Origin of the sequence: Congregibacter sp. (assembly GCF_047617445.1) — a bacterium.
Classification (GTDB): domain Bacteria; phylum Pseudomonadota; class Gammaproteobacteria; order Pseudomonadales; family Halieaceae; genus Congregibacter.
The window spans coordinates 57,599-80,512 of the sequence record NZ_JBLGBE010000006.1 but is presented as its reverse complement, the minus strand read 5'-3'; the positions used below and the strand labels follow the sequence as shown (position 1 = coordinate 80,512).

General features: G+C 59.1%; 19 protein-coding genes and 1 pseudogene. 8 read left to right on the top strand and 12 right to left on the bottom strand.

Going from position 1 to position 22,914, the window contains the following annotated elements; all coding sequences use genetic code 11:
- The 3 genes from ACI9KD_RS03165 to ACI9KD_RS03155 form a co-directional block, all read right to left on the bottom strand.
- Positions 1–574 (bottom strand): c-type cytochrome (locus ACI9KD_RS03165; RefSeq protein WP_414979700.1); only part of this gene is annotated, 574 nt, incomplete at its 3' end.
- Between the two features lie 87 nt (positions 575–661).
- Positions 662–2,290 (bottom strand): flavin-containing monooxygenase, encoded by a 1,629-nt coding sequence (locus tag ACI9KD_RS03160; RefSeq protein WP_414979699.1) that lies wholly within the window; start codon positions 2,288–2,290, stop codon positions 662–664.
- A gap of 63 nt (positions 2,291–2,353) precedes the next feature.
- Positions 2,354–3,655: an acyl-CoA dehydrogenase family protein gene (locus tag ACI9KD_RS03155; protein ID WP_414979698.1), complete on the bottom strand. Its 1,302-nt coding sequence runs from the start codon at positions 3,653–3,655 to the stop codon at positions 2,354–2,356.
- Positions 3,656–3,937: 282 nt separating this feature from the next.
- Here ACI9KD_RS03155 and ACI9KD_RS03150 point away from each other — a divergent pair, with 282 nt between their 5' ends.
- The 5 genes from ACI9KD_RS03150 to ACI9KD_RS03130 are packed head-to-tail and all read left to right on the top strand — an operon-like array spanning position 3,938 to position 8,796.
- Positions 3,938–4,669: an SDR family oxidoreductase gene (locus tag ACI9KD_RS03150; protein WP_414979697.1), complete on the top strand. Its 732-nt coding sequence runs from the start codon at positions 3,938–3,940 to the stop codon at positions 4,667–4,669.
- Positions 4,669–5,688 carry a phosphotransferase family protein gene (locus ACI9KD_RS03145; protein WP_414979696.1) on the top strand — a complete coding sequence of 340 codons (1,020 nt, stop codon included), beginning with the start codon at positions 4,669–4,671 and terminating at the stop codon, positions 5,686–5,688. Before ACI9KD_RS03150 ends, ACI9KD_RS03145 begins: the two co-directional genes overlap by 1 nt.
- Positions 5,689–5,697: 9 nt before the next feature.
- Positions 5,698–7,314: a long-chain fatty acid--CoA ligase gene (locus ACI9KD_RS03140; RefSeq protein WP_414979695.1), complete on the top strand. Its 1,617-nt coding sequence runs from the start codon at positions 5,698–5,700 to the stop codon at positions 7,312–7,314.
- A gap of 28 nt (positions 7,315–7,342) precedes the next feature.
- Positions 7,343–7,990: a TetR/AcrR family transcriptional regulator gene (locus ACI9KD_RS03135; RefSeq protein WP_414979694.1), complete on the top strand. Its 648-nt coding sequence runs from the start codon at positions 7,343–7,345 to the stop codon at positions 7,988–7,990.
- Positions 7,991–7,992: 2 nt separating this feature from the next.
- Positions 7,993–8,796: an alpha/beta fold hydrolase gene (locus ACI9KD_RS03130; protein ID WP_414979693.1), complete on the top strand. Its 804-nt coding sequence runs from the start codon at positions 7,993–7,995 to the stop codon at positions 8,794–8,796.
- Between the two features lie 421 nt (positions 8,797–9,217).
- On the opposite strand, the gene ACI9KD_RS03125 is transcribed toward ACI9KD_RS03130, so the two are convergent.
- On the bottom strand, positions 9,218–9,526 hold the full coding sequence (locus ACI9KD_RS03125) for a hypothetical protein (RefSeq protein WP_414979692.1): 309 nt from the start codon (positions 9,524–9,526) through the stop codon (positions 9,218–9,220).
- Positions 9,527–9,746: 220 nt separating this feature from the next.
- Between ACI9KD_RS03125 and ACI9KD_RS03120 the strand changes: the two genes are divergently transcribed.
- Positions 9,747–11,102, top strand: coding sequence for a TonB-dependent receptor family protein (locus ACI9KD_RS03120; RefSeq protein WP_414979691.1), 1,356 nt, complete (start codon positions 9,747–9,749; stop codon positions 11,100–11,102).
- A gap of 170 nt (positions 11,103–11,272) precedes the next feature.
- Here the strand turns inward: ACI9KD_RS03120 and ACI9KD_RS03115 are convergent.
- From ACI9KD_RS03115 to ACI9KD_RS03080, 8 genes and pseudogenes are all read right to left on the bottom strand, one after another.
- Positions 11,273–11,474 (bottom strand): annotated as a pseudogene (locus ACI9KD_RS03115) (IS3 family transposase); the annotation flags it as partial.
- Complete coding sequence (locus ACI9KD_RS03110) at positions 11,474–12,592, bottom strand: lipocalin-like domain-containing protein (protein WP_414979690.1); 1,119 nt, start codon at positions 12,590–12,592, stop codon at positions 11,474–11,476. The gene ACI9KD_RS03110 and the pseudogene ACI9KD_RS03115, both read right to left, overlap by 1 nt.
- Positions 12,589–15,099 carry an ABC transporter permease gene (locus ACI9KD_RS03105; RefSeq protein WP_414979689.1) on the bottom strand — a complete coding sequence of 837 codons (2,511 nt, stop codon included), beginning with the start codon at positions 15,097–15,099 and terminating at the stop codon, positions 12,589–12,591. Before ACI9KD_RS03105 ends, ACI9KD_RS03110 begins: the two co-directional genes overlap by 4 nt.
- Entirely contained in the window at positions 15,096–15,764 is a 669-nt protein-coding gene (locus ACI9KD_RS03100) for an ABC transporter ATP-binding protein (protein ID WP_414979688.1), read from the bottom strand. Before ACI9KD_RS03100 ends, ACI9KD_RS03105 begins: the two co-directional genes overlap by 4 nt.
- Before the next feature lie 133 nt (positions 15,765–15,897).
- A complete protein-coding gene (ribA, locus tag ACI9KD_RS03095; RefSeq protein ID WP_414979687.1) occupies positions 15,898–16,494 on the bottom strand; it encodes a GTP cyclohydrolase II in 597 nt (198 codons plus the stop codon).
- Positions 16,495–16,580: 86 nt separating this feature from the next.
- The gene (locus ACI9KD_RS03090) at positions 16,581–18,095 is read right to left on the bottom strand and encodes a glucan biosynthesis protein (protein ID WP_414979686.1); all 1,515 of its coding nucleotides are present in this window, start codon (positions 18,093–18,095) and stop codon (positions 16,581–16,583) included.
- 31 nt (positions 18,096–18,126) lie between these two features.
- Positions 18,127–19,722, bottom strand: coding sequence for a glucans biosynthesis glucosyltransferase MdoH (gene mdoH / locus ACI9KD_RS03085; RefSeq protein WP_414979685.1), 1,596 nt, complete (start codon positions 19,720–19,722; stop codon positions 18,127–18,129).
- A 139-nt stretch (positions 19,723–19,861) separates the two neighbouring features.
- Positions 19,862–20,422 (bottom strand): cytochrome b, encoded by a 561-nt coding sequence (locus tag ACI9KD_RS03080; protein WP_414979684.1) that lies wholly within the window; start codon positions 20,420–20,422, stop codon positions 19,862–19,864.
- 219 nt (positions 20,423–20,641) lie between these two features.
- Here ACI9KD_RS03080 and ACI9KD_RS03075 point away from each other — a divergent pair, with 219 nt between their 5' ends.
- Complete coding sequence (locus tag ACI9KD_RS03075; protein WP_414979683.1) at positions 20,642–21,292, top strand: CDP-alcohol phosphatidyltransferase family protein; 651 nt, start codon at positions 20,642–20,644, stop codon at positions 21,290–21,292.
- Positions 21,268–22,911: a sulfatase-like hydrolase/transferase gene (locus tag ACI9KD_RS03070; RefSeq protein WP_414979682.1), complete on the top strand. Its 1,644-nt coding sequence runs from the start codon at positions 21,268–21,270 to the stop codon at positions 22,909–22,911. Before ACI9KD_RS03075 ends, ACI9KD_RS03070 begins: the two co-directional genes overlap by 25 nt.
- The last annotated feature ends 3 nt before the right edge of the window (positions 22,912–22,914 follow it).

Below are 22,914 nucleotides of genomic sequence, written 5' to 3'. Positions count from 1 at the left end.
CGACGTTGCTGCGATTGATCTGCTTGAGCGGGCTGTGCGCATGGCCATCTAAAGTGCGACGCCAGCTGAGCCAGTCTCCTTTAGGCGGAGTGGCCAGCATTTTGCTGCTAACAGCTTGGTAGTCTTCCAGCGTCTGATTCGTGAAGTTACCGGCTGACTTGGCCAGTTGATCAATAGCGTCTGACCCTGACCATTCCACCTGGCCCTCTTCCTGCTCCGGCAGTTCTACCGACGTTGACACAAGCTGAGAGTCACCAAGGTCCTGAGCGTTGCTGGCGATAAGAAACTCGGTGAGTTGGCGATGTTGATGTAGGCTCAGTGAAGCCGTTTGCCCCGGGGGCATTTGCGTGCGCACGTAGTCAAACAACTCCTGGGCTGAGCGGTCCTTCCACTTGCTGACGAAAGCAACGCCCGTCAGCGGGGAGCCGTGGGCTGACCCGCGAAGGCTGGCGCTGTGGCAACTGGCACACTGATCAGCATAGACTATTTCAGCCGGACTCTGCGCCAGAGCAACGCCGCTGCCGCATAGCATAATCGCCGCGATTGCCCGGGAACGTCTGAGTGAGATCTTCATACGGAGTAGTCTCCATCATCGCCATCGCCATCGCCATCGCCATCGCCATCGCCAACAGACGCTCTGATCACAGTTCGCCTGGCGCTACTAATCAGCCAGCCGCTGGAATTCCATTTCCGGGAAGCCGTTGTCTACTGACTCCCGGAGCTTGTCGTAGTAAACATTGGCGCCGCCGAAGTAGATGAGAACCCGCGGCTTGTGACCTTCCATATTGGCGCCCATCATCCACGAATGGACCGAGTCGCCTTTATCCATAAGGGTCATCTTGTGAACCTCGGTGACGTGAGCAGACCATTCTTCCTCGGCTTCGATCTTCGGCGCCATTACGTCATAACCTTCGGCCTCCATTTTCTTGATGCAGTCGGACACGTACATCGCGTTTTGTTCAATGGATGTGGGGAGGTTGGCAAACGGTGCCTGGGGCCCGGTGATGGTGAACAGGTTGGGGAAGTCCGCAACGCACATGCCCATAATGGCGTTCGAGGTTTCCTTCCATTTCTCGCGCAGGGACTGACCGCTCAGGCCGCGTATCGGGAACGCCTCCAGAGCGCCGGTGTAGGCGCTGAACCCGGTGGCGATAACGATAATGTCGAACTCGTAGTGGCTCTCGGTCGTGCGCACGCCGGTTTCTGTGATCTCCACCAGGGGTTCCCTGTCGCGGATATCGACCAGGTTCACGTTGTCGCGGGCGAACGCTTCGAGGTAACCGTGATCCAGGGGTGGGCGCTTGGCGAAGAGCGGGTACTCGCCGATCTTTGGTACCAGCAGGTCGGCTATTTCCGGGTCTTCGATGCGCTCGCGCATCTTGCGCGCAATGAAGCGTGAGGCAGTGGCGTTGGCTTCTTCACTGACCAGCAGGTCATCGAAGGTTTCGAAGAACCAGCGGAAACTCCCGGTCCAGTTCTCTTCGAAGATCTTTTCTACTTCATCCGCAGGCGTATCCATGAGGTTGCGTCCGGCCGGGCTGTTGAAGGCCATGCCGAAGCTGTGGTTTCGGCAGGTAGCGACAATCTGGTCGTAGTTTTCCTTGATCTCCTTCTCCCACTCGGGGGTCATGGGACGCTGCATGGCCGGTAGAATAAAGTTCGGAGTGCGCTGGAATACCGTGACACTCTCTGCGTCTTCTGCCATCGCCGGGACCATCTGCACGGTCGTCGCGCCGGAACCAATAATGCCGATACGCTTGCCTTTCCATTCCAGGCCTTCGGGCCAGCGAGAGGAATGGAACAGCGGACCCTTAAAGGTATCCATGCCTGGAGTCTTGGGGATCACCGGCTCGGAGATCATGCCCATGGCGCTCACCAGGTACTTGCAGGTGAAGCTCTCGCCACCACCGGTCTTTACCATCCAGTGGCCGCTATCGGCCTGATAGTCGGCGCTGACTATCTCGGTATTCAGTTGAATGTCTTTCCACATGTCGCACTCGTCGGCGACGAAGTGGAAGTAGGACAGGGCCTCAGACCAATCCGGGTAGCGAAGCGTCCAGGACCATTTCTGAAGCAATTCCTTGGAAAAAGTCAGGCAGTAGTAATAGCTCTCGCTGTCGGTCATCGCCCCCGGATAACGGTTCCAGGTCCAGGTGCCGCCGATATCCGAGGCCCTGTCAAAGACCTTAATAGACTGCCCCGCTTCACGCAGATGGTGGATAAGAGCCAGGCCGGCGAAGCCTGCGCCAATAGCGATTACGTCGTAATCTACTTTTTCCCCAGAGGCCATAATTGTTCTCCCTGTCTTATGTTTTATTCGTTCCAGCGATTAATCTGTAGGGTGTTTTAGGTTTCAATCATCTGCATCAAGGTAATGACCGTATTTCTTCATTGCATGTTCGCGCAGTGTGGGCGTGTGGTAGCTCGGGAATAGCCCGGGCGCAGCTTCATAATCACGCAGAACGGTTCGCGCAACGGTGATCTTGTGAACCTCGGTAGGGCCGTCTACAACACCCAGTTCAGGAATGTCTCCCCACATATACATGAGTGGGATTTCATCAGACATGCCGAGGCTTCCATGCAGGTGCATGGCACGGTAAACGACGTCCTGAAGCACCTTCGGGGTCGCCGCCTTAATGGCGGCAATTTCCTTGCGCACTTCGCGATTGTATTCCTTGTGTTTATCGATCAGCCACGCGGTATATAGCACATGCAGTCGATATTGCAGTATCTGAGTGTAGCTGTCGGCAATCTTCTCCTGAGTGAACTGTTTGTCGCCCAGCAAACCGCCTTTGGTGGTGCGACTTACGGCGCGCTCGCACATCATATCCATGGCTTTTTTGAGTTTGCCAACGCTGCGCATTGCGTGGTGCACGCGCCCTCCGCCGAGTCGGGTCTGGGCGACCAGAAACCCCTGGCCCTCCTCGCCGAGAAGATTGTCCGCCGGAACGCGGCAATCGCTGAAGCGGATATAGGCGTGGACACCGTCACCCTGCTCGACGTAAGGGCCCACCGCTGAATTGCGCAGTATCTCCATCCCGGGAGTATCCTTTTCTACGAGAATGATCGAGGCCCCCTGGTGAATGGGCTTTTCCGGGCTGGTGACGACCATCACCAGTAGGAATTCCGAAAAGCGTGCATGTGATGCAAACCATTTTTCGCCGTTGATCACCCACTCATCACCTTCGCGGGTGGCTGTGCAGGTGAATTCAGCCGGATCAGCGCCGGCCTGGGGCTCGGTCATGGAATAGCATGACGCGATATCACCATTGAGCAGCGGTGTAAGAAAGCGCGCTTTCTGGTCTGCAGTACCGAACTTGGCGAGAATCTCAGCGTTACCGGAATCCGGGGCCTGACAGCCAAACACACTGGGTCCAAAGCGACTGCGTCCCAGGATCTCGTTCATCAAACCGAGGTTAACCTGACCATAGCCCTGTCCACCCAGTTCGTGCTCCAGGTGGCAGGCCCACAGCCCACGCTCCTTAACGATTGCTTTGAGCGGCGCCATTGCTTTTGCGGCCGGCGAATTCGGATCGAAGGGATCGCCCGGGCCACGAAACACGAGATCGAGGGGTTCGATTTCGGTTCGGGTAAATTCGTCTACCCAGGCTAGGGAAGCCTGAAATTCAGGATCAGTTTCGAAGGACCAGGACACTTGTACACTCCTAATTGTATTAGTGGGAACAGCTGAGTCTGGGGTATTGAGCTCGCGCATGGGGCCGAGGTTTTGCGCAGGGCAGTTCTCGCGTATTGAGCTTGCCGCAGGCGTACGAACCCGCCGTGGTTGTGCATGCTTATATCCATGAGCGACCTTGTTAGGATTATTAGCCTTAATTAATAGGTCGCGTCAGACTTGCTTTCGCTGGCTTCTAGTTTAAACTTGCTGAATACAAACAAGCAACAAAAACCAATAATATTTAACCTGTCAGGTTACCTCATGGAAGATTCTAAAGTCTGGGTCATTACCGGTGCATCGCGCGGTATCGGTGCTGCCATTGCGCGCCGCGCTGCGCAGGAAGGCGCTCGCGTGGCATTGCTGGCGCGCGGGAACGAAGTTAGCGCGGTCGCCGATTCTCTGGGAGATCAAGCCATCGCTATCCGGACCGATGTGTCAGATCCGACTTCTGTCGCGGATGCATTCGCGCAGATAATCGACCGTTTCGGCACTGTGAATGTGGTTGTTAACAATGCGGGCGTGCACCGCGGTGGTCGTTTGAAGCGCCTCAGTCGAGAGCACTGGCAAGAGGTAATTGACGTGAATCTCAGCGGGGCTTTGACTGTTGCCCAGGCAGCGGCCCCCTATTTTGAAAAGGGCGACAGCCTCATCAATATTGGCGCGGTAGTGGGCTTTCGCGGTTTTCCCGGTGATGTGGCCTACGCGTCGTCCAAGGCTGGCCTTGCGGGCATGACCAAGGCTCTTGCGATCGAGCTGGCCCCCAAAGGAATCACCGTCAACCTGGTGATTCCCGGTCTGGTTTTGACTGAAATGACCCAGGGATTGACGGAGACTGCCCTGGAGGCCATGCGCAAGCAGATTCCCGTTGGCCGATTCGCCGAGCCCGAAGAGATAGCTGACGTTGTGTATTGGGTGAGCAATAGCCGTTACATGACGGGCGCGGTGGTGCCGGTAGAGGGTGGGCTTATGTCGAGCTTTGGAATCACGGGCTAATGGCCCATGAAGCGGAAAAGGTGCGTCCATGGCTCGCCCGAGAGCTGGGGTGGGAGGCTCCGGTCTTTGCCGGCGCGCTGAGCGGTGGCAACTCCAACCTGACCTGGTCCTTTGAGTCGGATTCTGAGGCCTGTGTTGTCCGAACGTTTCCCGCAGAGACTATTTCGCCTACCGCTCATCGAGGTATTGAGCGTGAAGAGAGAGTCCTGCGCGCCGTTGAGGGTCATGTAAAGGCGCCGAGGGTGCTCGGCTGGTGTGATGACAGCAGCGTGTTGGGTCGTCCATTTCTGGTGGTTGAGCGCATCAACGGTACGGCTATTACCGATACGCTGCCGTCAGCGTATGCCAGCGATGAAAACGCGCCTGACAAACTGGGCAGGGACCTGATCGATCAGTTGGCGGCTATTCACAAGGTGCCATTTCCGTCTCCTGCGCTGGAGAAAATCGGCCGCCCCGAGAACTTTTTGGAGCGGCAGTTGGCGCGCTGGATAAAGGTTCGCGAAGACACGGCCGTACGGGATTTGCCGGCTCTGTTTTCCCTGGGACAATGGCTCCTCGACAATATTCCGCCTCCCTGCGAGCCCTGTCTCATACACGGCGACTATCACCTTGATAACACCCTGGCGTCGCGTGAGCTGCCGGAGATTCTCGCAGTCATAGATTGGGAAATGGCTACCGTTGGGGATCCATATACGGATTTGGGGTTGGTCCTGATGCTGTGGGGCGAGAAACGCAGCGTTGATCCGCCGGCGTTCAGCCATTTGCAGGCTATCTCGCGGCGGCCCGGTGTCATTGATCGCCGCGGTCTGGCTGAGCGATGGGCTCTGGCGACAGGTCGAGGTCTTGATCATCTTGATTACTACATGGCCTTTTCTTTCTGGCGCCTCGCTGCGATTGTCGAGGGCGCCTATTGTCTCTTTCAACAAGGCAAGGTTGATTCCCAATACGCTCAGGATCTGAAGTACAACGTGCCTGCGCTACTGGCTGAAGCGAAGCGGGCGGCGAGCGGTGATTGGTAGGAGAGCAGCATGTTAAGCACGATGATGCATTTACCGCTGTGCGTTAGAACGATCACTCAATTTGGTGCCCGGCATTTCGCCAGCAGTCGCATAGGTGAGTATGACGGAGCACGAATCCACTGGAAGAGCTATGACGCGGTGGCAGGGGATGCGGCTCGTCTTGCCCACGGCTTGCTTGCACTGGGCTTAAAAAATGGCGATCGCGTTGGCACGTTTATGTGGAACAGCGCCGAGCACTTGCAGGCCTACCTTGCTGTCCCGAGCGTGGGCGGCGTTATGCACACCGTCAACTGCAGGCTGTCGCCAGAACATATCAGCTACATAATCAACCATGCTGAAGACCGGTTTCTTATCGTCGATGGCCGCCTGGAAGAAATTCTTGCGCCTGTCCTTCCTCAGCTGACGACCGTTGAGCGGATTCTAGTCGTGAATCCGAAGGGCAAGCTCTCTGCGGATCCGCGGGTTGTCGACTTCGCTGCTCTTATAGAAGGCCATCCGCCAGTGTTTGACTGGCCGGATGTTGATGAGCTTCAGGCTGCAGGTATTTGCTATACCAGTGGCACCACGGGTAATCCAAAGGGCGTGGTCTACAGCCAGAAAACGACCTATCTGCACGCGCTTGCGTCTCGATCTGTAGACAGCTTTGGTGTATGTGAGCGCGATACCATTCTGATGTTGCCATCGATGTTTCATGCCAATGCCTGGGGGTTTCCCTATAGTGGATGGCTGTCCGGTGCCGATATGGTTATGCCCGGACCGCATACGCAGATACAGCACCTGCGCAGGATGATCGAGCGCGCGAGGCCGACGCTAACCGCAATGGTGCCCACGATCCTCGGTGATTTGCTTCGCGCAGATGATGAGGATGGACTCGACTTGAGCTGCTTTCGCGCTATCGTATGTGGTGGCTCGGCGGTGCCTTCTATTATGATAGAGGCCGCCAGGGATCGCTGGGGTGTACCGGTGATTCAGGGCTGGGGTATGACCGAGACGAGCCCCATGTGCGTGCTTTCGCACCCTCCTAAAGACCTTGGAGACACCAGTGAGACCAGCTGGCGTATGAAGAGTGGTCGTCCGGTTCCCGGCATCGAAGTGCGTGTGGTGGCAGACGATGGTGTGGCTGCGCCCCAGGATGGGAGGACGGTCGGTGAACTGCAGCTAAGAGGTACCTGGGTTACCGGCGGCTACCTGCATACAGATAGTGATGCGTTTAGCGAGGATGGCTGGTTGCGTACCGGTGATATGGGGCACATCGACGAGCGGGGATATGTGCAACTCACCGACCGGACGAAGGATGTGATTAAGTCGGGGGGAGAATGGATTTCCTCGGTGGACCTTGAAGACCGGCTTCTCCAGCATCCCGGTGTGAGTGAGGTAGCCGTGATTGCCACGCCGGATGAGCGCTGGCAGGAGCGGCCTCTTGCCATTGTGGTTTCCGATAGTGGTACTCAATTAACGCCCGAGGATCTTCGAGACTTCCTCAAAGGCAGGGTGGCAAAATTCTGGATTCCCGAATACTGGTGTTTTACAGATCATATTTTGAAAACGAGTATCGGCAAGATCGACAAGAAAGCATTGCGAGACCAGAACGAATCGGGCGCACTGAATGTCCAAACTATCCAATAACTGGTAGCGGTTTTTCGAGGGGGCAAGTATGCAAACACGGCACGACGAAGCGAAGAGCGAGAGCACGGTAAACAAGCAGACCGAGCGCAGCGCACTGTCAGATAAAAAGATGCTTGAGGCCGCCGTAGCACTTGTCAACGAGCGTGGAACGTCGAAAACCACACTGAAAGATATCGGTGAACTGGCAGGCTATAGCCGCGGTCTTGCGAGTTATCGGTTTGGATCCAAAGATGGTTTGTGGATGGAGTTGTTCGCACGCTTTGATGAGCGATGGAAGTCACATCTGCGAGAGTATTTGGAGGGCAAAACGGGCCTCGAAGCTATTCGTTCGGCAATCCACGCTCAGCGAGACTTTTTTCGGCGGGAACCCGAGTATCTGCGTGCCATGTACATCCTCTGGTATGAGTCTCTGGGCAAGGAATCCGATATACGGGCCAAGCTTGCTGATCACCACCGCATTTATCGGCGAGATGTGCGGCGGTGGGTCGAGGCGGCGCAAGATTTGAAGGAAGTCTCTTCAACGATTGATGCGCAGCAGTTCGCCATCGGCTACTGCTCTTTTATGTTCGGCACTATTTATCAGTGGGTGGTGGCACCGGATGCAATCGATCTCGACGCATTGCTTGCCCACTACGAAGAAAGTACTTTATTTAATCTGGTGAGAGGGGATCAATAGCCATGGCATATCTTACGGTCGATGGAAACTATCGCGTGTACTACGAAGATCACGGTCATGGCGATATGGCGTTGCTGTTGATTCACGGCTGGGGAATGAGTAGCCGGGTTTGGGATGGCGTACTTATCCCGCTGCTAGATGCGGGTTATCGCGTTGTTACGATGGATCATCGGGGCTGCGGTAGGTCAGACCACGATTTTGAAGATCTGGGTATCGAGGCTATCGCCTCTGATGTGGTAAAGCTGGCTACCTCGCTGGGCTTGAAAAAAGTGGTGCTCAATGGCTGGTCTCTAGGCGGTGCAGTGGCCACCCAGGCAGCGCACGATCTTGGCTCAAGCTGTGCGGGATTGATTCTCACGGCGGGCGCAAGTCCGATTTATACGCAAAAGCCGGATCTTAACTTGGGTGGTACCGCCGACGATGTGGTGGCCACCGTTGCCGCTATCGACGCTGACCGCATCAATTTTTTATCCGGCTTGTCTCATGCGGTCTGCGCCAAGCCGGTCACAGAAAAGCTGACAGACTGGATGGCAGACTGCTTCATTGAGTCGGCTGCCCGGGCATCATCGACGCTTGGAGAGCTGGCGCATCTTGATCAGCGCGACATACTGCTTGCGCTTGATTTGCCGGTTCTGTCGTTTATCTGCGAGCAGGATGGTTTTGTGGCACCGGGGATATCTCGCTGGGTAGCAGACAATCATCCAAGGGCGAGGGGCGTCATCTTCCCTGAGAGCGGCCACGCGCCCTTTATCGAGGAGCGTGAGGCTTATCTGCAGGAGCTTCATACATTTATTTCATCGCTGTAATACGGCCTAACTGGATAACCGACAATGAGCAATAACCTTACCTAAAGCTTGTGGTCCGACTTTCGTAACCCGGGTCTCTGGCGTCAGTCTCTCGAGACCTTTTACGCGGAATGAATGGATCAGATAGCGGCCCCTAGCGTCGAATCCTGGAGCTATATATAGAGAATGATTAAGACAAGCTGCCACTGTGGGGCGGTTGTGATCCAGATATCGACAATGCCTGACACGCTGACTCGTCAGAGTCGCTCGTCCTGGCCGTCAATGCTCGAATGCTACCCAGGGAAGACATCAAAGGCCTGCAAGTAAGAACCTTTGATGGTGCGGATACCTGGAAATATATTGATTGATGGCAATGGTAATTGGGAAAGAAAGAAGCCGGCTATGTAAGAGTTTTTCTGCCGGCTGATACGCCTAGGAAAAATCAGCTGGACGCTACAGCCACTTGCTGCTTGAGAAAGCTTCCAAGCTCGCGATTAAACACGCCAGCAACACGCTCTAGATTTCCGACCATCCGGTCATTCACGGTTGACGACGGCGTAGCACATTCCAAAAATGCTTCCCGATCCTTGATGTAGGCAACAACCTCGTCTCGTGCCTGCTGCATTTCCTCAAAACTGGCACTCTCTCCGCTGGGAATCTCTGGGCGCGGGGACAGGTCAGCACGCTCGCAGGCGGCAAAGGCTGAGCCCGACGCCAGCATGGAAGTAAGCAATAACGCAGTAAGTTTCATGGGTAATCTCCTGATTACGTGTGTATGTGTATCGAACATTGCAAGTATTGTTACTTTAAGTAACGCTTGCAACGCCAGTATGTATCACTCTGCAATTTAAAAACAAGCCCATATTACGAATAATAGTTTGTAAATATTTGTTTTATATGAGGTTTTTTTTCAAATAAAGCACCACCATGGTGCTCCCGCGCACCAATATAGCGCTTTAATCTGTTACTTTATGACACTTTTGAGGGCTACTCGCTTCACCTCTCAAGAGTACGCAGACAACCGCAACCTGGTTAAAACACCGTTTAACCGCGTTGAGATCGATCAATTGATCGCCACTATTAAGTATGAGCAGCAGATCCCCCAGGACTCTACGCTGGATGCCAGTCTGTGGTACTCCTCCATGGATCGCCTGAGCCGCCGCTCCGGCATGTTTACCGATCCAGCCAATGAGCCTGAAACAATAGCCATCGACGAGCAGCAGTTCCAAAACCTTGGCTTCGACGTTCGCTATGCGTTGTCCTGGGGTACGGACCATGCACTGACCCTGGGAACCACGGGATACCTTGGCGACAGCCCCCGCACTCGACACGTTAGCGACAACATTCGTTCCAGCGCACAGGACCCCCAGGATCTGGCCTTTGAGCAGGATCGCCTCATGACTTACAACGCACTGTTCGTAGAAAATCTGTTCCGCTTTGGCAATCTCAGTGTCGTGCCCACGCTGCGCTACGAGCGGGTGAACTACAATCTGGAGGAACTGGTGAAGAACGAGAGCCTCAGTCGAGACGCTATCGATTTCGACGAGACATTTAACGAAACGCTCTTTGGACTGGGCCTGATGTACCAGACCAGCGAGCAATCAGAACTCTACGCCAAGTTCTCAGAATCCTATCGCCCGCAACGCTTTGACGATTTGATCAACCCTGCGTCGGAACTCGCTGGCGACAATGGTCCTAACGCGTCCCGGGCCATGAACTATGAAGTTGGCTTCCGCAGTCAGCCTATAGATAATCTGGTGTTTGACATCAGCGTCTTTCGCATCGATTTTGACGATAAGATCGAACAGATTCAGGTCAACATCACCGACGTCGAGCGCGTAAACAGTGGCGACTCGCGACATCAGGGCATCGAGTTCAGCGCAGAGTACGACGTGCTACTCAGTGAATCGTACTCACTAAAATTCTTTGCCAATGGCTCTTTGCTGGATGCCGAAATTACAAGCAGTCTGAATACCAGCCTTGAGGGCAACAACACGGCGTTTTCGCCTGACTACCTAATTCGCACTGGCGTACTGTTTGACAGCCGGGACTTGACCGTCTCGCTGACAGCGACGCTGGTGGGAGAGCAATTTTGGCAGGACGCCAACCTACCCCGGGGTGCCGGCGCAGGCGTTATAGATGCGGAGATACCCGCCTACGAAGTGGTCGACCTAAGCGCGGAGTACCGCATCGGTAGTCAATGGGCCATACACGGCGGCATCAATAACCTCCTAGATCAGGATTATTTCAGTCGGGTGCGTAACGACGGCATCGAGCCGGCGCTGGATCGTACTTTGTACCTTGGCTTTCGATTTGAACTTTGGTAGCCCGTCGCGGCTCCGAAACTGTGGCTACTGCTGCCACCTGTATCCAAAGCATCCACAGTAGGTCCGCTTCGCCAGGAAGCCTGCTCCAATTGCCGACAGGGAACGTAACGCCGTAGTAGTCCCCTGACTTTCACTGAGTTCCACGGGCAAAGTGGTTTACAACCGGAAGACACCTTATCTGAATGGAACCGCTCGATGTAGTCACATATCGGCTTTAGCGACATCCAGAGTCCGGTATTTTGTGTGGTGCGTACGCTGCCGTTTCAGAAGGCCAAAGAAGCTTTCGCAAGCGGCGTTGCCACTGCAATGACCCACTGCGCTCATTGAACATACCCTTGCATTTTGCTTAAGAAACCGCGGGTAATCGCCACTCAGTTCCTTCCATAACCGCTCATCTCCAGGTATCCCTGGCCCAGGCGCCGTGTCGAATCCGCAGACCGGACACTCACCGCACCCTCCCAGTAGCGTATTCCGGTGTCCATTTCCTGGTCGTCAAGGAGTGCCTCTACGCGAAGCTCGATGGCTGATCCGGGAATGGTGAGCCGCCACTCCACCGGATACCGCGCGCCCGCGGGAGACTCCCACCAGCGAAGCGGTTCAAGACCAAAGTCCTTGGCGGCGAGGGGCTGACGAACACCCTTGCTACTCAGCAGTGTGCCGGCACTGTACGGGTCAGTGCTGCCCGATTGGTCGCGGAGGCGGTAGAGCATCAGATCATCTCCATTATCCAGTTGCAGGGAGAACCAGTCCCAGCCCACCTGGTCTTTGCCAAGGGCGCTGGTGCTCCATTCGCGATCAAGCCAGGAGAGGCCCGATACACTGACCGTTTTTCCCGCGCGGACAAGCGTGCCTTGCGTTGCCAGGCGCGTGATCGAATAGTAGTAGGACGCGTTACCCGCATCGGCGCTTTTCTGACTTAAACCCTCTGCTCCCTGCAACAGCGGAGCGCGCTCGGGCTTCAGGGTCAGGTCCAGTGCAAAGCCCTCAGTGGCAAGCCGCAGCTGCCAGGGAAAGGCGCCATCTTCTGCGCCCTGAATGGACCAGTCTTCCAGCCACAGTCGAAAAGGGTTCGACGTCTGCCCCGCAAGGTTCAACGCACCGCGGGAGAGTCGCGATGCATGCTCATGCGTAGCGCCATCCAAATCTGTAAGGGCGGTGTGAGCCATCCAGACCTGTCGCGTCGCCCAGGCCGAAGGGCGCTCAGCGTCCTTTGCTGCAAGCGCTATGCGAAAAAACGTCACCTGATAGCCGAAGTGCTCACCCTCCGGGGACTGCAACTGTCCCGTGACGTACCACCACTCATTGCGAAAATCCGGATGTGCATTGTGATCGCCCGGGAAGACAAAGTGACGGGGCTCCAGCGCCCGCGCGAACCCCGCCGCCGCTTCTCCCCCCAGCGCACTGGCCACGTCGATGCCGGGATCCGCCGCCGGCTGACGCTCACACCCGACACAGCACAGAGCCAGCAGTGGCAGCAGCAGACGTTTCACGGAGCGTACAGTGCCTCGCGCAGGTCGCCACCGGCAAGGCGCCTGGCCGGCCAGATGGCTGCGAGAGCGGCAGCAAACACTGCCAGCAACAGGGCATTGAGCACCACGCTGCCATCGATGACCGTAGCCATGGTCCAGCCGAAAGAGCGTTGGTTGATGACATCGATGAGCAGTAGCGACATCGCCCCACCCAGGGGCAGTGCCAGCAGCCCCGCCAGCGCACCGCTTAGCGCTGCCTGGGCGAGCACCAGGGCCTGCAGCTGCCCCGGTGTTACTCCCGTAGCGCGCAAAATCGCGAACTCGCGCCGTCGCTCAAGAAACAGCGCCATCAGTGCGCTGACTATGCCCACGAAGGCCACAAGGACCACCAGTGCGCGCAGCACGTCGGTGATGACAAAGGTGCGGTCGAATATCGCCAGGGAGCGCTCACTGATCTGGTTATTGAAGATCACCTGCAGATCCAGTTTTTGCGCCGCGGCCAGGGCCAGAATATGCTGTTGCACCGTATCCGCATCGGCTTCAGGGTCCAGGATAACGGCCAGGGTCGAGATCTCGCGATCCTGCCAGTGCTTTGCGTAGTCAGAAAACGGCAGCACGGCGGCGCCATAAGAGCTGGCGAAATCGCGGTAAATCCCCTTGATGGGATAGTTGCGAATACCCTGAGGCGTCGTCAGCGCCAGCGTGTCACCCAGGGATAAGCCTCGACGATTGGCCAAAGGCTCGGAGACGAGCAGTCCTCCACCTTCGCGCAGCAGCCTGGCCGCAGCATCCTCAGCACCGGCGAGCAACTCGAAATGTCGGCTCTGTGCCATACCCGCGTCCAGGACCAGCACAGACAACATCTCGCCGTCCAAGCGCAGGCTTTTTTGTCGAGCGGCGGACATCCGCTGCACGCCGGGCACATCTGCCAGCAGATCCGCCAACGCGGGGTCCAGACCTTTTCCCTCGCGCGCGTCATAGATGTACAGATCGCCCTGCAGCGTTGCGTCCAGCCAGCTTTCGACGCTGGTGCGGAAAGAGCCAATCATGATGGATACGCCTACGGTGGCCGACACGGCAACGGTCAGCGCGACGATCGCCGGGGCCGTGCGCGGCAGGGCACTTTGCAGGCCGCGCAGGGCGAGCTGGAGTGACACACCGCCGCTCCCCGCCACGGCATGAACCATGGCACCAAGGAGCAGGCGCAGCACTGCCGCGCAGAGCAGGCTGTAACCTGCGATCAGCAAAAACAATGCAACGAAGCCGGTAATCAGCGACTGACCCGACAGGGCGATAAGCACTGGACAACTGAGTACCAGCACAAGCGCAGTGAGCAAAAGACCCGGACCTGCGCGGTCATCCTGGGATGCGGATTCCCGTTCGAGTGTCGCCGGAGCTGTTTTGGCTGCGGCCCGGGCCGGCGCCAGGGTGGCAATGAGCACGGCTGCGAGTGTGATTGCGAGTACCGCGGCGAGCTGCGTCACCGTGATGTCCGGCGCGGTCGCATTAATCCTCACGTAGAGATCCGACACGGTCCTGGTCACCAGGACCAGTAGCGACTGCCCGAGCATTATTCCAAGGAGAATGCCCAAAACACCGCCGAGCAATCCCAGCACCGTTGCCTCCAGTAGCAGTCGACGAAAAAGCTGACTAGGCGTGGCGCCAAGCATGCGCAGAATGGCGAAAGTGGGCGTGCGCTGCACCACGGCAAAGGCCATCGCGTTATAAACAAGAAACGCGCCGACTAGAATCGCCAGCAGGCTCATGGCAGCAAGGTTGGTCCGAAACGCCAGGGTCATGTCGTCGAAGGTCTGCCTTTGATCGTCGAATGCGCGCAGCTCTGTGCCGGCGGGCAGGTTATCGCGCAGTAACGTTGCCGCCTCCGGGGAGAGTTGCAGCTGGATACGGTCCAGTTCACCGCTGCGTCCGGAAATGTCCTGCACCATCGCGATGTCGGCGAGCAGCACGTCGCCAAACCAGTCACCCGGCGCCGCCGGAAAAATGCTCACGGGGCGGATGGACACCGGCCTGCCCTCTATAGACGCCAAAGACGCGGTGCCTTCTTCAAGGCCTGCACGTTCAGCAATGGACGCCGACGCAATAACCGCGTCAGGGCTTGTCATGAGTGCGGCGATATTGACGCCTGCGGCTGCAGGTAAGGCCCCAGGGGCAGCGGCGTTTCCGGTCATGGCCAGAGGATCCAGTCCCACCAGATCAATGACTGCGTCGCCAAAGGTCAATGGCACCGAGATAACCGGCATGATCTGGTGGAGTCCGCTCTTCAGCCTTAGCTCCGTGTAGATACCTTCGTCGAGAGGGCCTTCCAGGGCTCGAAGTTCGTGACTCATGGGACCCGCAAGGGCGGTAAGGGAGCGATCAAAGGACACCGTGGCCGCCCGGGTTGCCAACGCGACCGCTATGATCACCGCTGCGCCGAGGGCAATGCCAAGAAGGGTGAGCATCAGCTGGAGCGGGTGCTGCAGATAAAAGCGTGCACTTGCCCGCAGCGGCAGGTGACTAAAGCTCATTGGGAAACCACGCGGCCGTGCTCAAAACGCAGTACCCGATCTGCCCGCGCCGCGACTGCCTCGCTATGGGTTACCAGAAGCAGCGCACCCTTGTTCCGGGCCGCCTGCGCGAGGAGTAACGCCAAAACGCCCTCAGCGGTATCTGGATCCAGACTGCCGGTGGGTTCGTCGGCCAGGACCAGCAGCGGGTCGTGAATCAGTGCCCGGGCAATCGCCACCCGCTGCTGCTCGCCACCGGAGAGTCGGTCCGGAAAGGTGTTAGCCCGATCTGCCAGGCCCACCGCCGCAAGTCCCTCCTGGACGCGCTGGTCTGCGCCGGCCGAGGCTGCTCCCATCAGATCCAGGGGCAGGCGCACGTTCTCCGCCACGTTCAGGGTGGGCACAAGAAAAAACCGCTGGTAAATAAAGCCGAGATATTGCCGGCGAAACAGCGTGCGCGCCGGCTCAGCAAGCGCCGTGACTTCCTGATCTCCGATGTGAATCGTGCCTTGATCCGGGCTATCAATGGTGCCCAGCAAATTCAGGAGCGTTGACTTTCCACAACCGCTTGCGCCCAGCAAGGCCACGCACTCGCCGGACGCGAGCGTCAGATCCACGTTTTCAAATAGCAGCTGGTCGCGACCGCCCTCGCGATAGCGGTAACCCAGTCCGGTGGCTCTTAGCACGGATGCAACTCCATTTCTTACCGTCTCTAGCATAACGGATTGCGCAACGACGACCGCAGCACCAGTTACGACGTCGGCGTGGGTGAGGCGCTCCCTTAAAGCAATATGGGGACGGCTGTGAAAAACGGTTGATTTAATCCCCGTCGCTGAACAGATGTCCCAGCTTTGAGCCTTTGGTGAGCAGGTATTTTGCGTTGTGGGGATTGCTGTCACTGCGCAGCGGAAGCCGCTCCACGACGTTGATGCCTAGCTTCTCGAGGGCCGCCATCTTGCGGGGATTATTGGTCATGAGGCGAACCCGGCGGATCGCCAGGTGATCGAGCATGGGTTTTAGAATGCTGTAGTCGCGCATGTCAGCACCGAAGCCGAGCTGCTCGTTGGCCTGCACCGTATCGGCCCCCTCGTCCTGTAGGCGGTAGGCCTTCACCTTGTTCATCAGGCCGATACCGCGTCCTTCCTGACGCAGGTAGAAGAGCACGCCACGACCCTCCCGAGCGATTTCCCGAAGCGCCGCCTGCAACTGCGTACCGCCGTCACAGCGCAGACTGAACAACGCGTCACCCGTCAAACATTCCGAATGCACTCGCGCTAGCACTGGCTTGTCTTCGCTGAGATCGCCAAGGGTGAGCACTACATGCTCCTTGTTGGCCTTTGGATCCTCAAAGCCGTGCATAGTAAAGACGCCCCAGGCGGTGGGCAGGCGCGATGATGCTACAAAATGTACAGTCAAAGGGTGGTTTCCCTGGCAGAAAAGCGCGGATGTCTAGCAGAACCGTGGCCCCAGGGGCTCGGACTCCGCCGCTGTTAGCGGGGCATCTAGACCCCATCGTCCCGCGGCTGCGTCCACCGGTAGAGCCACACCGGGCTTGCCGCTGCGCCGCTGCCGTCGCGTAGCAGCAGGCGCAATTCCACGCTGTCCCGCATGCCAGGCGATAGCAAAAACGTCACTCGCGTTCCCTGCCCATCGGGCAGGGGAAACATACTCGGTCCGCTGAGCGTGACGTCGCCGGACGCCGACAGGTCCGGCGTCAGCCCCGCGTGATCGCCGGCAAAATCCACGACGAAGCGTCGCGTGCCGGGTTGATCGTGTTCACGCCCGCTGAGGCTCTGTCGGACCGGCGCCGGGAGGCCGGGTAGCGGCGCGCCGCGACTCCAACTTATGCGGTAGGCAAAGCGGTGTTCGCTGCCTGCCGCCAGCGACCGAGCCGGGCGCCAGAACGCCACGATGTTGTCCATGAACTCATCAGCTGTGGGTATCTCGACCAGCATTACTGCGCCAGGCCCCCAGTCGTGGGAAGGCACCACCCGCGCCGACGGACGGTCGTGATAGCGCGCTTCGCTGTCCTGATAATCTGCGAAGCTGCGCGGCGTCTGCCATAAACCAAAGGCGCTTGGGCTATCGTCCAGAAAGGCCGACGTTTGAAGCGAGGCCGGGTTGGCCAGGGGCCGCCACAGTTGCTCTCCCGCGCCGTTCTCGATGACCAGCACATTGCTATCGTGGACCCGGGGCCGATAATCGTCGGCTACAGCCGATCGCATGGGACCTTTGAAAAACATCGAGGTCAGGGGCGCTACTCCGATAGTGCGAATGTCCTGCCGCGGCATCAGTGTCACCGCGATGTCGGTCTCTGTGTCCAGTCCCGGGCGCAGCGTCATGTCGAGATGCCCGGCCAGGGAAGGACTGTCAATAACGGCCTCCAGACGAATAGCATCGCCCGTCGCGGCATAAACACGCAGCTGCGTAAAGCGCGGAAACTCTTCGGCTTTGGGGCCGCCGGTGCCAATAGCCACGGCCCGGGCCGACAGACCGTAAGCCATGGCTTGGCCGATGGCGCGAAAGTAACTCGCGCCCTGAACGACCAGCACCTCGTCCATCAATCCGCTTGCGTTGAGAGGATGACGCAGGCGCAGGCCAGAAAATCCGGCGCTCCTTACTTTATCGGGAATGCTGCCTGGGTCCTGCGGCGAGAAGTACTGTGGCGAATACTCAAAGAGGCTTGCCGCGAAGATCTTTTGGCTAAAACCGCCGTCTTTTTTGGGAAGTTCGATGACCACGGGGTTTGGGAAGTAAAGGCCGGGAGGTAACAGGTCGGCGGCAAAAGCAGGCCCCACAGGCAGCATCGCCGCGCGCCCGGCGGCCGGACGGATGGCCCGATATGCATCGTAGCTCAGGCCGGCAAATGGAGGAGGCAGGTCGGCCCCGGGCGGTTGGTAGGGGGCGGCTGCCAGGACCCGGGCGGCGTCAAGCAGCGATGCCGGTTGAGCCCCGTGCGCCGCCAATGCAAGGGAACAAAGCGCTGAGATCGCCAGCACAGTTGTCGCCGCAGTCAAATATGCGCGCCTGCGCATCGGGCTTCGCACGTCAGGCGTCGCGGTCCAGCCAGCGATGCAGGCGTGGCGCGAAGAGCAGCGGCAGGGCGACCGGGAGGAGCCAGACGACCGCTGACAGCTGCCCCGTGGCAGCGCCCAGCAGCACGAGGCTGGCCCCGACCGCGACCTCGGGAACATAGGTTGGTACAGTGGAACGAGGCGCCCGGTTGGACTTCCAGCCGCAATCCCGCCCCAGTAGCACCGATAGCACCGCGCCGCTCTGCCGCAGCATGACGAGGGGCGCAATCAGTGTAGACAGCAGCAGCTCGTTCGCACAGACGCGAAAGATCACGCGTCTACGCAGCGCTGTGCGCGCCCGGGCAGCCCAGTAGATAAACGCGCAAACTTTGGGCAGCAGCAGAACAGTGGCAACCGCGACCAGCGGAAGCGCGCCGTCGATTGCGACGAGATCTGTGGCGACCAGCACCATAAGCGCCAGCCACACCGGCGCCGCGAGATAGCCCGCAATGCCCGCGGCCAGATGCACCCGACTCACCGGATGAAGCCCCGGTTCGGTGATGAGGCGGAGGTGCTGCAGGTTGCCCTGGCACCAGCGGCGGTCCCGGTGATGGAACTCGGCCAGGGTTTGCGGACCGTCCTCGGCGCTGCCCCGGGTATCCGGATCCAGCGCCACGCTCCAGCCTGCACGCCGGATCCAGGCGGCCTCCACAAAATCATGGCTCAGCGGCGGTCCGCCAAAGGGAGCTTTACCTGAGAGGACCGGCAAATCAACGGCACTGCGAAAGGCGGCAATGCGAATGATGGCGTTGTGGCCCCAGTAGTTGCCGGCGTCGCCGGACCAGGCCGCAAGACCGCGACCAAAGTTCGGTGCCAAAAGATGCCCGGACAGGCGCTGGTGCCGTCCGAACAGGCTGCGTCCGCGGACCAGGGATATGCCCGCTTGCAGAAGGCCGAGGTCCGGCGACTGCTCCATGCGGTGCATCAGTGCGCGGATACGGTCGGACTGCATTCGGCTGTCCGCGTCCAGCACCACCATAAAGCTGAAGTCGTCACCGTGGGTCGCCAGCCAGTTGGCGATGTTGCCGGGCTTGCGGCCGGTGTTTTCGATGCGGCGGCGGTAGCTTACCGTGCCGGCCTCGACGAGGGGGGTGAAGGCGGCCTGCTCCGCGGCCACCCGCTGCGGATTAGAGGTGTCGGATAGTACAAAAATAGGCGTGGTTTTATCGAGGCCCAACGCGTCGGCGCGACGTCGCAACGTCTGGAGATAGTCTGCCAGGGGCTCGGCCGGTTCGCCGCATAGCAGCATCAGGATGGCCGAGCGCTGCGCCGGGTGCCAGTTGTCGGGAACGGCGGCCGCGACTGTTCGCGGCTGGAGTAGTCCGAGGATTGCCGTTGCGGCGCCCCCGGCAATCCAGATGGCACCCAGAGCCACCAGCACCAGAGCCAGCCACGCTGCCGGTGACCATTGGGCGACGGAGGCCGCTACGACCGCGACCACAACTGTGCCACCCAGGGTGGTCAAGGCTAAATACCCAAAGAGCCACAAAGTGACTCCCGATGGGGCCTCGCTAGTGCGCGCGCCGGCCTGCGTCCCAAGCGGGCGTGACGTGATTTCTGCAAAAGACATACTGCGTAGACCCCTCCTTGGGGCCAATCCGAATTGCTATTTTTGCTACCCCGTGGCCGCAGGGAGACTATCCAGAGATCATCCAGACAACAACAAGGAGAATTGTAGTGGCTTTCTGCCTGCCACCTGTTGCTGACCTTTATCGCGGGTCCCGGGTCGAGCCGCCAAAGGGCGGCCACATACGAGAGAGCACCCCATCGCGCTTCACCAGTCCGTGAAACAGTGCCGCTGTGATGTGCAGCGCTATAAACGCCATGATCGCCAGGCCTGCCAGGTGATGCACTGCCTTTGCCTGCTCTGCAAGCGTATCCGAGCGCGGCACGAACAACGGAACACCCAGCGCATCGAGAGCCTCAATAGGAAAGCCGCCGGCACGGACCCGCACCAGGCCCGCCACAGGCACGATAACAAGAAGCGCATACAACACCCAGTGCGTCACCTGTGCGATCCGTCGCTGCCACAAAGGCGGTTCTGACGGACCGGCCGGTGGTGGATTGCGCCAACGTACCACAAGGCGAAACATCATCAATATAAGAAGACATACGCCGACATTCTTGTGATAGATGAACAGCGCATTCTGCAGATCCCGGTCGATGCCAGCTTGCACCATGATCAGTCCCGCTGGCACTGTCAGCAAAATAAGTCCCGCCATGAGCCAGTGCAGTACTCGCGCGGCGTTGCCATATCGAGATGTATTCATGCCTCTGATCCTTTATTCTTTACTCTTCTGTTGCTACTTCTATTCCTCTGTTCTCATTTTCGCAACGCCTTTCCTTGATCACTCCTACGCTAGGATCCAAGCATAAACAATGTTAACTCACATAAGCCCCACGCCCCGCGGCGCCAGGGCTTAGCTGTTCGATGGTTCCTGTCCGGACCGGTCGCACATTTTGTCGTCGCGGCGGCAGGTGGCGCGGTCATGCTTGTGGCCCTGGCTCACCTGCTGATTGGCCCCGCGCCCGGAGCGCTGGGTATGGCGATGGCGGGCTATCTGGTCGGGGTCACCCTGGCTACGGTCTCCTTGCGCCGGGACTACCCTCATGCCAGCTTGGGTTTTTGCAACCTTGTAACTCTCGGGCGGCTGGTCATGGTCTGCGCCCTCCTGGCCCCGCTTATCGCGCCGGGATCGGTGAGAGCGATCATCGCCCTGGCCAGTGTGGCCCTGATTCTTGACGGGCTTGATGGGTGGCTGGCGCGCAGGCAGGGATGCGAGTCCGAATTTGGGGCGCGCTTCGACATGGAGGTGGATGCCGCATTGGGGATGATCTTGGCCCTGAATGCCTGGGTGGCGGGCGCCGTGGGTCCTGTGGTGCTCCTGCTGGGTTTACCTCGCTACGGTTTTGCCGCAGCAGCCTGGCGCTGGCCATGGATCGCTTGCGCTTTGCCCGAACGCTTCGGCCGCAAGGTCGTCTGTGTCCTGCAGATCGTTGCGCTCATTGCGCTTCAGCTGCCGGCCATGCTGCCGACGATGGCCGGGTTGCCTGCCGTTGCCATTCTCGTTGCGGCGCTGGTCGCCCTGGCCTGGTCCTTCGGGCGGGACCTGCTATGGCTGTGGCAGAACCGATCATGAACCGTTTGTCTCTGGCCCTCGCCGCCTTTGTGCTCTATCTCATACTCGTGCAGCCAAACCACCCGGCGGCCATGAGTTGGGGCGCCCTGGCCGCCTTTCCTCTGGAATGGCCCGCGATATTGCTCGGCCTGGTCGCCTTGGGAGCGGGTCGGGCCGGGCTCGTCTTCAGAATTGTCGTCGTTGTGCTCCTGTTTGTCGTCGCAGTCCTCAAGGCTGCCGATTACGCGATGTTCACCGCACTGGCCCGGGGCTTCAATCCCGTTTCGGATCTTGCGCTGGTCGGTGCCGGGGTGCGGCTGCTGATGGGCACCATTGGTCCGTTGCAGACGCTCCTTGCAGTCATTGGCACCTTGATTGTCGTCACCGGGCTTGCCGCAGCGCTCTGGTGGGCGTCCGGCGTCTGGGCCGCAGTTGCAGCCGGTCGCAGCCTGCGTGGCTTGGCCGCCGGCGTGGTGCTGCTGACAATTGGCGTCGCCGTGGCGGAGGTCGGCGATGCCATGGGCCGCTGGGATGCTCCGGTCGCATTCCCCGGTGCGGCGTTCACGGCCCGGGTCGGCGTAGAGCGACTGCTAGCGATCCGCGCGACCCTCGCCGATCTGCGCGCTTTCGAGCTGGCGGCCGCCCAGGATCCCTTCGCGGGTGCCGTGGGCTTACTTGATGTCATCGACCGGGACGTTATCGTGGTCTTTGTGGAAAGCTATGGGCGCACCAGCATCGAGACCCCGTTTTTTGCCGATCTTCACCGGGCGACCCTCCAGGACGGGGAAGCGGCACTGGCGCGCAGTGGCCTCGCCATGGCCTCGGGGCTGCTGGCATCCCCCACGCGCGGCGGACAGAGTTGGCTTGCGCACGCCACACTTGCCAATGGGCTGTGGGTAGATGGACAGACACGCTACGGAGCGGTACTCGCCTCGGGGCGCCGCACCCTCTACCACCTGGCAGCGGATGCCGGTTTTCACACGGCCGCTGTCATGCCCCAGATCACCTTGAAGTGGCCGGAGAGCGAGGTCATGGGTTTCGAGACCATCCTCGCGGCGGCTGACCTGGGTTACGCCGGCCGCAGCTTTAACTGGGTAACCATGCCCGACCAGTTCACTTTCCTTGCGCTGGATCGCCTGCTGCGCAGTGACCGGCCCGATGACCGGCCGTTGTTCATCCAGCTGGCCACCGGCTCTTCCCATGCGCCCTGGGTGCCGGTCCCCGATCTGGTTGCCTGGGATGCCATGGATGAGGGGCGTGTTTTTGATGCGGTCGCAGTATCGGGCGATCCACCGGACGTCGTCTGGCGCGACAGCGACCGGGTGCGCAGGCAGTACCGGCTGGCCATTGACTACGCGCTGCGCACCGTTCTTGACTACGCACTGCGCCATGCTGACGATCCGCCGCTCATGATCGTCCTTGGCGATCATCAGGCGGCGGGCTTTGTGGCGCTTGACGAGCGTCCCGATGTGCCACTACACCTTATTGGCCCGCCGCATCTGGTCGAGCTTGCGGCCAGGGACTGGGGTTTGTCGCCAGGTCTGCTGCCCTGTGCGACGGGGTCGGTGGTTTCCATGGATCGAATGCGCGACCGGATTTTGAAGACCTTCACCAGCGCCACCGCCGGCGGGAGCGACTGAGGT

Bases quoted from the DNA above. Each gene is read 5' to 3' on its own strand.
- ACI9KD_RS03160 (WP_414979699.1), bottom strand. From the start codon at position 2,290: ATGGCCTCTGGGGAAAAAGTAGATTACGACGTAATCGCTATTGGCGCA.
- ACI9KD_RS03150 (WP_414979697.1), top strand. From the start codon at position 3,938: ATGGAAGATTCTAAAGTCTGGGTCATTACCGGTGCATCGCGCGGTATC.
- ACI9KD_RS03145 (WP_414979696.1), top strand. From the start codon at position 4,669: ATGGCCCATGAAGCGGAAAAGGTGCGTCCATGGCTCGCCCGAGAGCTG.
- ACI9KD_RS03140 (WP_414979695.1), top strand. From the start codon at position 5,698: ATGTTAAGCACGATGATGCATTTACCGCTGTGCGTTAGAACGATCACT.
- ACI9KD_RS03135 (WP_414979694.1), top strand. From the start codon at position 7,343: ATGCAAACACGGCACGACGAAGCGAAGAGCGAGAGCACGGTAAACAAG.
- ACI9KD_RS03130 (WP_414979693.1), top strand. From the start codon at position 7,993: ATGGCATATCTTACGGTCGATGGAAACTATCGCGTGTACTACGAAGAT.
- ACI9KD_RS03125 (WP_414979692.1), bottom strand. From the start codon at position 9,526: ATGAAACTTACTGCGTTATTGCTTACTTCCATGCTGGCGTCGGGCTCA.
- ACI9KD_RS03120 (WP_414979691.1), top strand. From the start codon at position 9,747: ATGACACTTTTGAGGGCTACTCGCTTCACCTCTCAAGAGTACGCAGAC.
- ACI9KD_RS03105 (WP_414979689.1), bottom strand. From the start codon at position 15,099: ATGAGCTTTAGTCACCTGCCGCTGCGGGCAAGTGCACGCTTTTATCTG.
- mdoH (WP_414979685.1), bottom strand. From the start codon at position 19,722: ATGTCTTTTGCAGAAATCACGTCACGCCCGCTTGGGACGCAGGCCGGC.
- ACI9KD_RS03080 (WP_414979684.1), bottom strand. From the start codon at position 20,422: ATGAATACATCTCGATATGGCAACGCCGCGCGAGTACTGCACTGGCTC.
- ACI9KD_RS03075 (WP_414979683.1), top strand. From the start codon at position 20,642: ATGCTTGTGGCCCTGGCTCACCTGCTGATTGGCCCCGCGCCCGGAGCG.
- ACI9KD_RS03070 (WP_414979682.1), top strand. From the start codon at position 21,268: ATGGCTGTGGCAGAACCGATCATGAACCGTTTGTCTCTGGCCCTCGCC.